Below are 14,298 nucleotides of genomic sequence, written 5' to 3' on the forward strand. Positions count from 1 at the left end.
TCCACGATACCTTCTGGAGTTCGAGCGGGCCCTTCGGGGCCCGTTTTCGTATGTGCAGGGTAATGCCCGGCGAATATCGGGAAAGTCCAATGGAGATCCGGCCGGAACGCTCTGGGGACGTCGAGGCGATCCGGGAGATCGCGAGGGTCGCGTTCAGGGACCATCCCCATAGCCGCCAGACCGAAGCGGCGATCATTGACGGTTTGAGGCGGGCGAATGCGTTGAGCGTTTCGCTGGTGGCCGTTCGCGATGGCACCGTTGTCGGCCATGTCGCCTTCTCGCCCGTGACAATCGATGGCGAGGGGAACGGCTGGTACGGGCTTGGCCCGGTTTGCGTCCTGCCCGAGCTCCAGCGGCAGGGGATCGGCCAGGCGCTTATCCGCGAAGGCCTGGCGTGTCTCAGGCGGATGAACGCCCGGGGGTGCGTGCTGGTGGGCGATCCGGATTACTACGGACGCTTCGGCTTCATTAGCGATCCGGCGCTGCGCTGTGGCGACGTTCCCGCTGAGTATCTCCAACGACTGGTCCTTGGCCGGACGGTGCCGAGGGGAGAGGTCCGGTTCCATCCGGCATTCGACGCCGCGTGAACAGGCGCGGGCGGTTCCGGATGGAAGGCGGGTGTCACGCCGCCCGTGACACCCAGCGACGCCAGCCGGTCTATCCAGCCGCCGTCAGCGTGCGTTTCACCGTCACCGTCGCAATGTCGCCATAGCCGTTGAACCGTGTCGCGCTCGCTGCGCCATAGGCGCCGATGAGCCCGAACTCGACATAATCGTTCTCGCAGATGTCCTCCGGCAGCTCGATGAGGCCGGGCAGGCGGTCGATCGGGTCGCAGGTCGGCCCGTAGACCGTGAAGCCGCACATGGCGCCCGCGCGCGTGCTGCCGTCATGGCCGAGGACGCGCATGGGCGGCAGGAGGCGGGGGCACTGGCTGAACTCCATCAGCGCGCCATAGACCCCGTCATTGAGATAGACCTCCCGGCTGTCCGGCTTGACGAGCTTCACGCGGGCGAGCAGCGAGACCGCATCGGCGACGAGCGCGCGGCCCGGCTCGCATTCCAGATGCGGGGCCTGTCCGCCGAAGGCCTCCGCCACCATATCGGCAATGGTCGCGCAATAGGCGGTGAGCGGCGGCACGGCCATGGCGGTGTAGCCGGCGGGGAAGCCGCCGCCGACATTGAGCGTGGCGATCTCCACATCGGCCCTGCGCGCGATTTCCGCGGCAACGGCGATATGCTCGCCATAGGCCTCCGGATTGATGCACTGGGAGCCGGGGTGGAAGGTGAGGACCGGCCGGAAGCCGAGTGCCGCGGCCTCGGCAAGCAGCACCTGGGCCTCCTCCGGCGGCGCGCCGAACTTGGAGGAGAAATCCTGAAGCGCGCCCTGGTTGGTGGCGAGCCGGAAGCGCACGGCGATCTCCACATCGCGGTCGCCGGCGGCGATCCGGGCCACCTTGGCGAGCTCGCGGCCATGGTCGACGGAGAAGCGGCGCACGCCGAAATCGCGATAGGCGGAGGCGATCTCGGCATCCGACTTGATCGGATTGTGGTAGTTGAGGCGGGCGCCCGGCACGAGGCGGCGGACGAGCGCCATCTCGGCGGTGGAGGCGACATCGAACAGCGTGAGTCCGGCCTCCGCCATGATCGCGATCACCCGCTCGTCGGGATTGGCCTTGACCGCATAGCTGACATCGCCGGGAAAGGATGCGATGAAGGTCTCGACCGTATTGGCGAGCACGGCGGGTGCGAAGCAGAAGAGCGGCCGGTCGGGGCCGAGCCGGGCTGCGACCTCCGCGGCGTCCGCGAAGACGGCCTGCGGTCCGGGGGCGGGCAGGTGGCCTGCATCGCCCGAAGACCGGCAGGTCATGGCCTGAGAAGCTGTCGTGTGATGCATGTCTTCCACCCTCGATCCGTCCCTGGCTGAGCCGTCGCGGGACGATGCCCGCAATCAGGGGCGACAGAAAGACGCTGAAATAGCACAAATCGATGTGATATCCATCACATTGACGATAACCGCGGCAAAATGACGATGGTGATTACAGACAAGGACGAGGAACTCATCAGCCTGCTCAAGAGCAATGCGCGCGAGCCGGTCTCCAGCCTGGCGCGCAAGATGGGGGTATCGCGGTCCACTGTCCAGGATCGTTTGCGCAGGCTTGAGGAGAGGGGCATCATCGCGGGCTATGCCCTGAAGATCGGGGCCGGGTTCGAGATGTCCGGCCTGCGCGCCTTCGTGACGATCTCCGCCGAGCCCGGACGCGCCGTCGAGGTCGCCCAGCGGCTCGGCCGCTTCGTGCAGGTCGAATCGATCCACACGGTCAGCGGCAAGTTCGACATGGTCGCCCTGGTGCGCACGCGCTCGGCGGAGGACATGGACCGCGTGCTCGACGATATCGGCCTCATTGCCGGCGTTACGCGGACAGAATCGGCTGTTATCCTGTCCACCAAGCTCGACAGGCGCGTTGCGGGCGACGGGCTGGCCGGCGTTGCAAGCGCCTGATGGCCGGCATGTCGTCGATGTCCGCGCTGTTCCCGCCATTCCGCCCCGAGGAGGTGTTATGAGGCTCGTGCCCCTGACCGTCATTGCGGCCGCCTGTGTCCTGTCCCTTGCCGCCCTGTTGCCGGCGGCGGCGCAGACACGCGCGGTGCCGGATAATCAGGCCGAAATCCAGCTGTCCTTTGCGCCCGTGGTCGAGCGCACGGCGCCGGCGGTGGTGAACGTCTATACCAAGCGGGTCGTCCGCCGGAAGGCGCACCCCTTCTTCGACGACCCCTTCTTCAACCGCTTCTTCGGCGACGGCTTCTTCGGCCTGCCGCGCGAGCGGGTCGCGCGCTCCCTGGGCTCCGGTGTGCTGGTGTCGAAGGACGGGCTCGTGGTGACCAACAACCACGTGGTCGGCGGGCGAGACACGGAGATCCTCGTGGTGCTGAACGACCGGCGCGAGTTCGAGGCGAAGGTGCTGCTCACCGACGAGCGCACCGACCTTGCCGTGCTCAAGCTCGACACCGACGGCGAGGCGCTGCCGCATGTCACCTTCGGCGATTCCGACACGCTCGCCGTGGGCGATCTTGTGCTCGCCATCGGCAATCCTTTCGGCGTCGGGCAGACGGTGACGAGCGGCATCGTCTCCGCGCTCGCGCGCACCGCCCGCGGCATCAGCGACTACCAGTTCTTCATCCAGACGGACGCGGCGATCAATCCGGGCAATTCGGGCGGCGCGCTGGTCGACATGAAGGGCCGGCTCGTCGGCATCAACACCGCGATCTATTCGCGCTCGGGCGGGTCCAACGGCATCGGCTTCGCGATCCCGGCCAATATGGTGCGGGTCATCGTGGAGTCCGCCAGGAGCGGCGGCGATGTGGTGCGCCCGTGGCTCGGCGCGGAGCTTCAGCCGGTCACGCAGGACATCGCCGATTCGCTCGGCCTCGACCGGCCGCTCGGCGCGCTCGTGCGCAGCCTGCACGAGGACAGCCCGCTCGTCGCGGCGGGCCTGAAGCGCGGCGATGTCGTGCTGGCGCTGGACGGACGCGAGATCGATGGGCCGAAGGAACTGACCTTCCGGTTCGCGACCAAATCCGTCGGCGGCACGGCGGAGCTGTCCTACTGGCGCGGCGGCGAGAGGTACGAGGCGGAGATCGCGCTCATCAGCCCGCCGGAGAGCACGCCGCGCAAGGAAACGACGATCCGCGGACGCACCCCTTCTCCGGCCTGGTCGTCGCCAATCTCTCGCCGGCGCTCGCCGACGAGCTGCGGCTCTCTTCGGATTCGGAAGGGGTCGCGGTGATCGATATCGCCGGCGGGCCCGCCCGGCGCGTGGGTTTCAAGAAGGGCGACATCGTACTGGAGATCAACGACCGCAAGATCGAGCGCGTGGACGACATGCTGGCTGCCGTCGACGAGGACGCCCGGCGGTGGCAATTCTCCATCAGGCGCAAGGGCCGCGTGATCAAGACCACGATCGGCGGCTGACGGGACGGACAGGCAATGAGCACTCTTTTCGAGGCGGCGGGGCTTGAGGCGGGTGCGCCGCGCCCGCTCGCCGACAGGCTGCGCCCGGAGACGCTCGGCGACGTCGTGGGGCAGGACCATCTGGTGGGCCCCGACGGCACGCTGACGCGGATGCTGCGCTCCGGCCGGCTCGGCTCCATCGTGCTGTGGGGACCGCCCGGCACGGGCAAGACGACCATCGCCCGGCTGCTCGCTCGCGACGCCGATCTCGTCTTTGTCCAGATGTCGGCGATCTTCTCCGGCGTCCAGGACCTGAAGAAGGTGTTCGAGGCGGCCCGGGCGCGCCGCGAGCAGGGGCAGGGCACGCTGCTGTTCGTCGACGAGATCCACCGCTTCAACCGCACCCAGCAGGACAGCTTCCTGCCGGTGGTCGAGGACGGCACGGTCACGCTCATCGGCGCGACGACGGAGAACCCGTCCTTCGAGCTCAATGCCGCGCTGCTCTCGCGCGCCCAGGTGCTCACCCTGAAGCGGCTCGACGAGGCCGCGCTTGGAACGCTGCTCGAGCGCGCCGAGGCGAGCGAGGGCCGCCCGCTGCCGCTGGATGAGGACGCGCGCGCCACGCTGCTCGCCATGGCCGACGGCGACGGCCGCTATCTCCTCAACATGGCGGAGGAGATCCTCAGTGCCGTCGGCGCCGAGGACACGGTACTCACCCCCAGACATTGTCCGATCTGGTCCACAAGCGCGCACCCGTCTACGACAAGGGGCGCGACGGGCACTACAATCTCATCTCCGCGCTGCATAAATGCGTGCGTGGGTCGGATCCGGACGCCGCGCTCTACTATCTCGCGCGGATGCTTACCGCCGGCGAGGATCCGCTCTATATTGCGCGCCGGCTCGTGCGCATGGCGGTGGAGGATATCGGGCTCGCCGATCCGCAGGCGGTGGTTCAGGCCAACGCGGCGAAGGATCTCTACGACTTTCTCGGCAGCCCGGAGGGCGAGCTCGGCCTTGCGCAGGTGACGGTCTATCTGGCGACGGCGCCGAAGTCGAACGCCGCCTACAAGGCCTTCAAGGCGGCCATGAGGCGGGCGAAGGAAACGGGGTCCCTGTCGCCGCCCATGCATATCCTGAACGCGCCCACCAAGCTGATGGGCGAGCAGGGCTACGGCAAGGGCTACGACTACGACCACGACGCGCCGGACGCCTTTTCCGGCCAGAATTATTTCCCCGAGGAGATGGGCCGGGAGACTTATTACGACCCGCCCGAGAGGGGCTTCGAGCGCGAGATCCGCAAGCGGCTCGATTACTGGTCGCGCTTGCGCGAGCGCCGCCAGGACGAAAAGTGAGAAGCCAATAGCGATTTTGAACGAGGTCTTGCGGGCACCGGATCATGGCAGGCGTTGAAATTGTAGAGGTCACGTCGTCGGAGGACGGCATGCGGCTCGACCGCTGGTTCAAGGCGCGCTACCCCGCGCTCGGCCACGGCGCGCTGCAGAAGCTGCTGCGCACCGGGCAGGTCCGGCTCGACGGCGCGCGCGCCAAGCCCGGCGCGCGGGTGGAGGCCGGTCAGTCCGTGCGCGTGCCGCCGCTCGGGCTCGACGAAGCACCGCGCGAGCGCCGCGGCGTGTCGCAGCGCGATGCGGAGATGGTGCGCGGGCTCGTCATCCACAGGGATGCCTCCGTGATCGCCCTCAACAAGCCCGCAGGGCTCGCCGTGCAGGGCGGCACCAAGACGGAACGCCATCTCGATGCCATGCTCGACGCGCTGGCTTTCGGGGGCGAGCGCCCGCGCCTCGTCCATCGGCTCGACCGCGACACGAGCGGCGTGCTCGTGCTGGCGCGCACGCGCAAGGCGGCGGCCGCGCTCGGCCGGGCCTTCAAGTCGCGCGATACGGTGAAGGTCTACTGGGCTCTGGTGCGTGGCGTGCCAAAGCCGCGCGCCGGCCACATCGAGCTCGCCCTGAAGAAGGCGGGGAGGGCGGGTGAGCAGCGCGTGGTTCCCGCCGACGATCCCCGCGAGGAGGGCGTTCAGGCCGCGCGCACCGACTACCGGGTCGTCGCGCAGGCCGGCATGAAGGCCTCATGGGTCGCCATGCGTCCGCTGACCGGGCGCACGCATCAGCTTCGCGCCCATATGGCGGCTATTGGCTACCCGATCCTCGGCGACGGCAAATATGGCGGGGAGGCGGCCTTCATCGCCGACGATCTGGCGGCGCGCATGCATCTCCATGCCCGCGGGCTCCGCCTGCCGCACCCGGATGGCGGGCAGCTGGAACTCGTTGCCGATCTCGCCGGGCACATGCGCGACAGCTTCGCCTATTTCGGCTTCTCCGCCGCCGACGAGCCCGACCCCTTCGAGGCGTTCGAGGACGTGTAGCGCGGGGGCGCCCAGCAGTGCTATAGGTCGGGCGCGCAAATCTGACCGAGGAACGACGCTTCAGATGGAACACGAGCCGAAGCTCGTCATATTCGATGTCGACGGAACGCTGGTCGACAGCCGGTCGCTGATCGTGGCCTCCATGGACGGTGCCTTCGCCGCGCTGGGGCTCGAGCCGCCCGAGACGGATGCGACGCTTGGCATTGTGGGCCTGTCGCTTTACGAGGCGATGACGGTGCTCCTGCCCGACGAAGCCGAGGAGATGCACCGCCGCCTGGTCGAGGCCTATCGCGACGCTTTCACCGATCTGCTCCGCACGGGCGATCACCCGGAGACATTGTTCGAGGGCGCGAAGGCCGCGCTCGAGACGCTGGCCGCCCGGCCGGACACCGTGCTCGGCATCGCCACCGGAAAGTCGCGCCGCGGCGTCGAGCGGCTGTTCGAGCAGCAGGGCTTCGCATCGCTCTTCATGACGGTGCAGACGGCGGACGACGCGCCGTCGAAGCCGCATCCAGCCATGGTGGAGCAGGCGATGGCATCGGTCGGCGTGGAGCCGGCGAACACCGTCTTTCTTGGCGATTCCGTCTTCGACATGCAGATGGCACGCGCGGCCGGCGCCAGGGGTGTCGGCGTGGCCTGGGGGTTCCAGCCCGCCGACACGTTGCATCAGGCAGGGGCGGGCCATATTCTTGGACATTTCAACGAGTTGCCGCCATATCTTGATGCGATGTGGCCGTATGGGACGCCGGAGCGGCAGGATGAGCGGATTGCCTGAGAACGGACCGGACCTGAACCGGCTTGCGAGAGACCGGTTCGAGCGGCCGCTGCCGAAGCGGTTCTACAAGACCGTTGCGGTCGAGGAGGGCGAGGGCGGCTATCGCCTGACGCTCGACGGCCGCCCCGTGCGCACGCCCCTGAAGAACCGGCTCGACATGCCCTCGCGCGCGCTCGCCGATGCGGTGGCCGGGGAATGGGACGCGCAGGGCGAGACGATCGATCCCGCGGCGATGCCGCTGACGCGGCTTGCCAATACCGCGCTCGACCGCGTCGCACCCGACCCGGGCCGTATCGTAGGCGAGATCGCCGACTATGCCGGCACGGACCTTTTGTGCTACCGGGCGGACGCGCCGGATGGGCTCGTGGAGCGGCAGAACGCGGTCTGGGACCCGCTTCTGAGCTGGGGCGCGCGCGCCATCGGCGCCCGGTTCGTGGCGACCGTCGGCATCGTCCACCAGCCGCAGCCGGACGCCTCGCTCCAGGCGGTGCGCGATCATCTCATGGCAAGGGACGCCTTCACGCTCACCTCGATCCACAATGCGACGACGCTCACGGGCTCCGCCATCGTCGCACTCGCGCTGGAAGCCGGCGAGATCGCGCCGGATGAGGCATGGGCGGCGGCCCATGTCGACGAGGACTGGCAGATCGGCCTGTGGGGCCGCGATGCGGAGGCCGAGGCGCGCCGCGCGGCGCGCCAGGTGGAGTTCGATGCCGCGGCGCGCCTGTTGGCGCTCCTGGCGGAAGGCTGAGGGTGAGTGGCGATCCGGGGAAGCCTTTGCCTCCCGTGCGCGCGGTGGTAAAGACGGCTTGAGGCGGTTTCGCGAGTTGAAGCAACGAGGGGAGGCGGTTTCGTGACCGACGTCATCAAGGAGTTGGAACAGCGGCGCGCAGTGGCGCGGCTCGGCGGTGGCGAGAAGCGCATCGCCGCCCAGCACGAGCGCGGCAAGCTGACAGCGCGCGAGCGGCTGGAGCTTCTGCTCGACGACGGCTCGTTCGAGGAGTTCGACATGTTCGTCGAGCACCGCTGCACCGACTTCTCCATGGACGAAACCAAGATCCCGGGCGACGGCGTCGTGACGGGATGGGGCACGGTGAACGGCCGCACCGTCTATGTCTTCGCCAAGGACTTCACCGTCTTCGGCGGGTCGCTGTCGGAGACCCATGCCCGCAAGATCACCAAGATCCAGGACATGGCGCTCACCAACCGCGCGCCCGTGATCGGCCTGTTCGACGCCGGCGGTGCGCGCATCCAGGAGGGTGTCGCTGCGCTCGGTGGCTATGGCGAGGTGTTCCTGCGTAACGTGATGGCGTCCGGCGTCGTCCCGCAGATCTCTGTCATCATGGGGCCGTGCGCCGGCGGCGACGTCTATTCGCCGGCCATGACGGACTTCATCTTCATGGTACGCGACACCTCCTATATGTTCGTCACCGGGCCGGACGTGGTGAAGACGGTGACCAACGAGACGGTGACGGCGGAGGAGCTCGGCGGGGCGAGCGTCCACACCACCAAGTCGTCGGTCGCGGACGCGGCCTTCGACAACGATGTCGACGCGCTGCTCCAGATCCGCCGCTTCATCGATTTCCTGCCGGCCTCCAACACGGAGCCGGTTCCCGAGATTCCGAGCTTCGACGACCCGGATCGCATGGAAATGTCGCTCGACACGCTGGTGCCGGAGAACCCGAACCAACCCTACGACATGAAGGAACTGATCCTGAAGGTCGTGGACGAGGGGGATTTCTTCGAGATCCAGGGCTCTTACGCCAAGAACATCATAACGGGCTTCGGCCGCGTGGAGGGCCGCACGGTGGGCTTCGTCGCCAACCAGCCCATGGTGCTTGCTGGCGTTCTCGACGCGGACGCCTCGCGCAAGGCGGCCCGCTTCGTGCGCTTCTGCGACTGTTTCTCCATTCCGGTGGTCACCTTCGTCGATGTGCCGGGCTTCCTGCCAGGCACGGCGCAGGAATATGGCGGGCTGATCAAGCACGGTGCGAAGCTGCTCTTCGCCTATGCAGAGGCCACCGTCCCGAAGGTGACGGTCATCACGCGCAAGGCCTATGGCGGTGCCTATGACGTGATGTCGTCGAAGCATATTCGCGGCGACGTGAACTATGCCTGGCCGTCGGCGGAAATCGCCGTGATGGGGCCGAAGGGGGCGGCGGAGATCCTCTATCGCTCCGAACTCGGCGACAAGGACCGGATCGCCCAGCGCATCGCCGAATACGAGACCCGGTTCGCAAATCCCTTCGTCGCGGCCGAGCGCGGCTATATCGACGAGGTGATCCTGCCCCATTCCACGCGGCGCCGGCTGTCGCGCGCGCTCGACATGCTGCGTACCAAGACGCAGCAGAACCCCTGGAAGAAGCACGACAACATTCCATTGTAGCCCGCCCCGCCATCCCGCACCCTTTGCGCGAACGCATCCTTGTCGCCATCATGGGGGCTGACCGCCGATGATGGCGGCCCGAGGCAGGGCACGGACAGGACCGAGCGACCATGGATGCCGTGGAACTGTTTCAGCGTCTGGCGCTTGCGCTCGCCATCGGGCTCCTGATCGGCGTGGAGCGCGGCTGGAAGGAGCGCGAACTGGCGGAAGGCCGGCGCGTCGCGGGTATCCGCACCTTCGCGCTCATCGGCCTTCTGGGGGCGTTCTGGCGGCTGTCGGCCAGGAGGTCGGTGCGCTCGTGCCGGCGGTGGGGTTTGCCGCCTTCGCCGGGGCCTTCATCGTGTTCAGGCTGCGCGGGGTCCGTCAGGCCGAGCTCTATGGCATGACGACCGTGGTCGCGGCCATGCTGGACTTCGCGCTCGGCGCCTATGCCCTCGTCGGCAACCAGGCGGCTGCGGCAGCCGCGGCGGTGGCGACGACCGGGCTCCTCGCGGTCAAGGGCGTGCTGCACGAATGGGTCCAGAAGCTCTCCTGGCGCGAGCTCCGGGCGAGCCTCATCCTGCTCGCCATGGTCTTCATCCTGCTGCCGATCCTGCCGGACCGCGAGATCGAACCGCTCGGCGTCAACCCTTACGACCTCTGGCTACTCACCATCCTGATCGCGGCGGTCTCGTTCGTCGGCTATGTGGCGATCAAGGTCATGGGAGAGCGCTATGGCCTGCTGCTCGCCGCGGTGGCCGGCGGTCTTGCCTCCTCCACCGCGGCCACGCTCCATTTTGCACGCCTCGCCAAGACGGTGGCCAACCGCAAGCGCTCCCTCTCCGGGGCGGCGCTGCTCGCCAATCTCGTCATGTATGGCCGAGTCGCGGTGCTGGTCGGCCTGTTCTCGCCGGCCATGCTGGTCGAGATCGGCCCGCCGCTCGCCCTGGGCGCGCTCGCCACGGGCGCCGTTGCGGCCGTGCTGCTGCAGCGCGACTTCCAGGCGATGGACAGGGATGCCCAGGAGATGGTGCTCAAGAACCCCTTCGAGTTCGGCATGGTGCTGAGATTCGGCGTACTGCTCGCCGTCGTCTTCATCCTTGCGGCCTGGCTCAAGCGGGAGTTCGGCCAGACGGGCATCTACGTGCTGTCGGCGATCTCGGGGATCCTCGATGTCGACGCTATCACCCTGACGCTCGCGCGCTCTGGCGGTCCCATGCTCGGAATCCTGATCGCGGTGGCCATGAACACACTCGCCAAGGCCGGCATCGGCATGGTTGCGGGCGGGCGGACGGTGGCCGCGCTGTTGTCGGTCGGCGCGGCGGCCGGGATCGCGGGTATCGCGGCAGGCCTGTGGCTGGTCGAGACGCTCTGAAGGCCCGGCGCGACCGCCCGGTTCAGGCCGCGACCTGGGCCGGGGCGCAAACCGCGACGGGACGGTTGAAGCCGGCGAGGTTGTGCTTGCCGAGCGGGCGCCATTCGGTCTTGAGGCACGCGGTGAAATCCTGGCTTGCGAGAACCGGCTCGCCCAGCGACTTGCACAGATGCTCCACGCGCACGACTTCGTTGACCGCCGCGCCGAAGACGGAGAAGGTCAGCCGGTCCTCCGCGCCCACATTGCCGAACATGACATCGCCGACATGGAGCCCGATCACGCAGTCCAGCGTCGGCAGACCCAGATCCTCGCGCAGTGTGTTGACCCGGCGAGCCTGCGGCGCGCATCGAGCGCTGCGGCATAGGCCCGCTCGCAGGCCTTCTCCATGCCGCCGTCATTGGCGTCCGCGGGGAAGATGGCCAGCATGGCGTCGCCCACGAAGCTCAGGATCTCGCCGCGCTCGGCGGTCACCGCCGCGCCGATGGTCTCGAAATAGCTGTTGAGCGTATCGATGAAGTCCTGGCGGCTCATCGTGTCGGCCATGCGCGTCGAGTTGCGCAGGTCCGCATACCAGATCGCGGCCTGGATGGTCTCGCCGTCGCCACGCTTGATCTGGCCGGACAGGACGCGCGACCCGGCATCGGCGCCGAGATAGGTCACGAGGATGTTCTGCGCGAGCTTGGAGCGGATCGCCATCTTGCAGGCGACGCCCAGACGGTCGCGGATGCGGATGAGCGCGCGCAGCTCGCCTTCGCTGAAGCCCGTCGGGCGGTCGCTCGTCCACGAGCCGAGCATGCCCTGATTCTCGTCGGTGTGATGGAACCCGACGGCGAAGGCGACATAGTCGGTGCCGCCGGCCTCGTGGATCTCGCCCAGCACGGCGAACTCCTTGCCGCTGTCGGCGTCGAGATGCCGGCGCAGGCAGGGCACGTCATGCTCGAGCATGTAATGGAACGGGCTCTGCTTGAAATCGTCCGGCAGGCCCTCCGCCACATGCGGGAAGGTCTCCACCGTCAGGCCTTCGCCGCGAACCCAGGTGAACCCCACCGCGCGGTAGAGCGGGTGAAGCATGGAGAAGCCCAGGAAACAGCGATAGAGGCCGACGCCAGCGGACTGGAGGCGCTCACAGCAACCGCTGATGATCTCCTTCAGATTGCCGTCGCGCAGCGCCTGCTCCATGAGCCAGTCGGCCAGCTGGCCGATCAGGATGGGCGAGGGCGTGCTCTCGGCCGTTTGAACATCAACTTCTGAGATTTCCATCTCGCGTGGTTCCTCCGGTCGGCCCCATGGGAGTTTACGCTGACGCGCAGGGCCGGTAAAAGTCTCTACGCCGCTGGCCCATGCCGGCGATGCCGCATCAAGGGGAGTAGAGCGCCGTCCATGTTCAAGAAGATCCTCATTGCAAATCGCGGGGAAATTGCCTGCCGGATCATTCGCAGCGCACGGAATATGGGGATTGCCACCGTCGCCGTCTACTCCGAAGCCGATGCCCGCGCGCTCCATGTGCGCGAAGCCGACGAGGCGGTGCCGATCGGCCCGGCGCCAGCATCGGACTCCTACCTTGTCGGGGACAGGATCATAGAGGTCTGCAAGGCGACCGGCGCCGAGGCCGTCCATCCGGGATACGGATTCCTGTCGGAAAACGCAGCCTTCGCACGCGCGCTCGACAAGGAAGGTATCGCCTTCATCGGCCCCAATATCAAGGCCATCGAGGCGATGGGCGACAAGATCACCTCCAAGCGCTTCGCCGACGAGGCCGGCGTGAACACCGTTCCAGGTCACGCAGATGTGATCGAGACGGTGGACGAGGCCGGTCGGATCGCCGGCGATATCGGCTACCCGGTGATGATCAAGGCCTCGGCCGGCGGCGGCGGCAAGGGCATGCGCATCGCCTATTCGGCCGACGAGTTGAAGGAAGGCTTCGAACGTGCCCGCTCGGAAGCGAAGTCGAGCTTCGGCGACGAGCGCGTCTTCATCGAGAAGTTCATCGAGCGCCCGCGTCATATCGAGATCCAGGTGCTGGCCGACAAGCACGGGAACGTCATCCACCTCAATGAGCGCGAATGCTCCATTCAGCGGCGCAACCAGAAGGTCATCGAGGAGGCGCCGAGCCCGTTCCTCGACGAGGAGACGCGCGCCAAGATGGGCGCGCAGGCCATCGCGCTCGCCAAGGCAGTGGACTACGAGAGCGCCGGCACGGTGGAGTTCATCGTCGACCAGGACCGCAATTTCTACTTCCTGGAGATGAACACCAGGCTCCAGGTGGAGCATCCGGTGACCGAGCTCATCACCGGCGTCGACCTCGTGGAGCAGATGATCCGCGTGGCCGCCGGCGAGACGCTCGCCCTCAAGCAGTCCGATATCGGAATCGATGGCTGGGCCATCGAGAGCCGCATCTATGCGGAGGATCCGTTCCGCAACTTCCTGCCCTCCACGGGCCGTCTGTCGCGCTACCTGCCGCCGGCGGAGGGCACGGACGAAACGGGCAACACCGTGCGCAACGACACCGGCGTGTTCGAGGGCGGCGAGATCTCCGTCTATTACGATCCGATGATCGCCAAGCTGTGCACCCACGGGCCGGACCGGGCGCACGCCACCGAACGCATGGCCCGCGCGCTCGACGCCTTCTATATCGACGGCATCCAGCCGAATATCGCCTTTCTCGGCGCGCTGATGCGTCATCCGCGCTGGATCAGCGGCGATCTCACGACCGGCTTCATCGCGGAGGAGTATCCCGATGGCTTCGCCGGCGCGCCGGTCGACGAGGCGCTGGTGCGCCAGTTCGTCTCCGTCGCCGCGGTCGCAGACCACGTCGCGAACGAGCGCAAGCGGCTCATCACCGGCCAGATGGGCGGGCGCACCGTGACCTTCTCGCGCGAACGGGTGGTGCGGATCGGCGACGAGTGGCATCGCGTTCTCCTGGAGGAGGAAGAGGGCGGTATCGTCCGCGTGCGCCACGACGATGCGGAGGGCAACGAGATCACGGCACAGGCGGTGGACGCGGCCTGGCGCCCGGGCGAGCCGGTCTGGCAGGGCACTGTCGACGGCGTCGCCGTGACCATGCAGCTGCGCCATGTGCTGAACGGCTACAAGCTCTACCATGCCGGCGTGGAGCGGCTGGTGCATGTCTATACGCCGCGCGAGGCCGCGCTCGCCGCGCTCATGCCGGAGCGGGCGGGCGTGGACACCTCCAAGATGCTGCTCTGCCCCATGCCGGGCCTCGTCGTCTCGATCGACGTGGAGGTCGGCCAGGAGGTGAAGGCCGGCGAGGCGGTGTGCATCGTCGAGGCGATGAAGATGGAGAACGTGCTGCGGGTCGAGCGCGACGGCATCGTCAAGGCGCTCAATGCCAAGCCCGGAGACAGCCTCGCCGTCGACGAGGTCATCATGGAGTTCGAGTGATCCTTCCGCCTCGTGGTACAGTGGAACATTGACGGGTTGGACGAGGATCC

12 protein-coding genes and 2 pseudogenes are annotated in these 14,298 nt (G+C 67.6%); 11 read left to right on the forward strand and 3 right to left on the reverse strand.

Features of this window, described 5'->3' with window-relative positions:
• Nucleotides 1–89 precede the first annotated feature (89 nt).
• Entirely contained in the window at nt 90–587 is a 498-nt protein-coding gene (locus tag HW532_RS00570) for a GNAT family N-acetyltransferase (protein WP_213162583.1), read from the forward strand.
• A 70-nt stretch (nt 588–657) separates the two neighbouring features.
• On the opposite strand, the gene HW532_RS00575 is transcribed toward HW532_RS00570, so the two are convergent.
• Complete coding sequence (locus HW532_RS00575) at nt 658–1,893, reverse strand: type III PLP-dependent enzyme domain-containing protein (RefSeq protein WP_213162584.1); 1,236 nt, start codon at nt 1,891–1,893, stop codon at nt 658–660.
• A gap of 135 nt (nt 1,894–2,028) precedes the next feature.
• On the opposite strand from HW532_RS00575, the gene HW532_RS00580 reads away from it, so the two are divergent.
• The 9 genes and pseudogenes from HW532_RS00580 (at nt 2,029) to HW532_RS00620 (ending at nt 10,846) form a co-directional block, all read left to right on the forward strand.
• Nucleotides 2,029–2,499 (forward strand): Lrp/AsnC family transcriptional regulator, encoded by a 471-nt coding sequence (locus HW532_RS00580; RefSeq protein WP_213162585.1) that lies wholly within the window; start codon nt 2,029–2,031, stop codon nt 2,497–2,499.
• Between the two features lie 58 nt (nt 2,500–2,557).
• Nucleotides 2,558–3,969: pseudogene (locus HW532_RS00585) on the forward strand (DegQ family serine endoprotease).
• 15 nt (nt 3,970–3,984) lie between these two features.
• Nucleotides 3,985–5,300 (forward strand): annotated as a pseudogene (locus HW532_RS00590) (replication-associated recombination protein A).
• A 44-nt stretch (nt 5,301–5,344) separates the two neighbouring features.
• The gene (locus HW532_RS00595) at nt 5,345–6,331 is read left to right on the forward strand and encodes an RluA family pseudouridine synthase (RefSeq protein WP_213162586.1); all 987 of its coding nucleotides are present in this window, start codon (nt 5,345–5,347) and stop codon (nt 6,329–6,331) included.
• Between the two features lie 64 nt (nt 6,332–6,395).
• Nucleotides 6,396–7,106, forward strand: coding sequence for an HAD-IA family hydrolase (locus tag HW532_RS00600; RefSeq protein ID WP_213162587.1), 711 nt, complete (start codon nt 6,396–6,398; stop codon nt 7,104–7,106).
• Nucleotides 7,090–7,857, forward strand: coding sequence for an ATP12 family chaperone protein (locus tag HW532_RS00605; RefSeq protein ID WP_246479393.1), 768 nt, complete (start codon nt 7,090–7,092; stop codon nt 7,855–7,857). Before HW532_RS00600 ends, HW532_RS00605 begins: the two co-directional genes overlap by 17 nt.
• A 102-nt stretch (nt 7,858–7,959) precedes the next feature.
• Nucleotides 7,960–9,492, forward strand: coding sequence for an acyl-CoA carboxylase subunit beta (locus HW532_RS00610; protein WP_213162589.1), 1,533 nt, complete (start codon nt 7,960–7,962; stop codon nt 9,490–9,492).
• A 110-nt stretch (nt 9,493–9,602) separates the two neighbouring features.
• Entirely contained in the window at nt 9,603–9,878 is a 276-nt protein-coding gene (locus HW532_RS00615; RefSeq protein ID WP_213162590.1) for an MgtC/SapB family protein, read from the forward strand.
• Nucleotides 9,791–10,846: an MgtC/SapB family protein gene (locus HW532_RS00620; RefSeq protein WP_213162591.1), complete on the forward strand. Its 1,056-nt coding sequence runs from the start codon at nt 9,791–9,793 to the stop codon at nt 10,844–10,846. Before HW532_RS00615 ends, HW532_RS00620 begins: the two co-directional genes overlap by 88 nt.
• Nucleotides 10,847–10,868: 22 nt before the next feature.
• Here HW532_RS00620 and HW532_RS00625 read toward each other — a convergent pair whose 3' ends face one another.
• Nucleotides 10,869–11,126 (reverse strand): adenylate/guanylate cyclase domain-containing protein, encoded by a 258-nt coding sequence (locus tag HW532_RS00625; protein ID WP_213162592.1) that lies wholly within the window; start codon nt 11,124–11,126, stop codon nt 10,869–10,871.
• Nucleotides 11,123–12,106 carry an adenylate/guanylate cyclase domain-containing protein gene (locus tag HW532_RS00630; RefSeq protein ID WP_213162593.1) on the reverse strand — a complete coding sequence of 328 codons (984 nt, stop codon included), beginning with the start codon at nt 12,104–12,106 and terminating at the stop codon, nt 11,123–11,125. Before HW532_RS00630 ends, HW532_RS00625 begins: the two co-directional genes overlap by 4 nt.
• Nucleotides 12,107–12,226: 120 nt before the next feature.
• Between HW532_RS00630 and HW532_RS00635 the strand changes: the two genes are divergently transcribed.
• Nucleotides 12,227–14,248: an acetyl-CoA carboxylase biotin carboxylase subunit gene (locus HW532_RS00635; protein WP_213162594.1), complete on the forward strand. Its 2,022-nt coding sequence runs from the start codon at nt 12,227–12,229 to the stop codon at nt 14,246–14,248.
• Nucleotides 14,249–14,298 lie beyond the last annotated feature (50 nt).

The organism is Kaustia mangrovi (genome assembly GCF_015482775.1).
Taxonomy (GTDB): Bacteria; Pseudomonadota; Alphaproteobacteria; order Rhizobiales; family Im1; genus Kaustia; species Kaustia mangrovi.

Excerpts from the sequence above, each read along its gene's own strand:
- HW532_RS00570 (WP_213162583.1), top strand. The coding sequence starts at position 90 with ATGGAGATCCGGCCGGAACGCTCTGGGGACGTCGAGGCGATCCGGGAG.
- HW532_RS00595 (WP_213162586.1), top strand. The coding sequence starts at position 5,345 with ATGGCAGGCGTTGAAATTGTAGAGGTCACGTCGTCGGAGGACGGCATG.
- HW532_RS00580 (WP_213162585.1), top strand. The coding sequence starts at position 2,029 with ATGGTGATTACAGACAAGGACGAGGAACTCATCAGCCTGCTCAAGAGC.
- HW532_RS00630 (WP_213162593.1), bottom strand. The coding sequence starts at position 12,106 with ATGGAAATCTCAGAAGTTGATGTTCAAACGGCCGAGAGCACGCCCTCG.
- HW532_RS00575 (WP_213162584.1), bottom strand. The coding sequence starts at position 1,893 with ATGCATCACACGACAGCTTCTCAGGCCATGACCTGCCGGTCTTCGGGC.
- HW532_RS00605 (WP_246479393.1), top strand. The coding sequence starts at position 7,090 with ATGAGCGGATTGCCTGAGAACGGACCGGACCTGAACCGGCTTGCGAGA.
- HW532_RS00615 (WP_213162590.1), top strand. The coding sequence starts at position 9,603 with ATGGATGCCGTGGAACTGTTTCAGCGTCTGGCGCTTGCGCTCGCCATC.
- HW532_RS00600 (WP_213162587.1), top strand. The coding sequence starts at position 6,396 with ATGGAACACGAGCCGAAGCTCGTCATATTCGATGTCGACGGAACGCTG.
- HW532_RS00635 (WP_213162594.1), top strand. The coding sequence starts at position 12,227 with ATGTTCAAGAAGATCCTCATTGCAAATCGCGGGGAAATTGCCTGCCGG.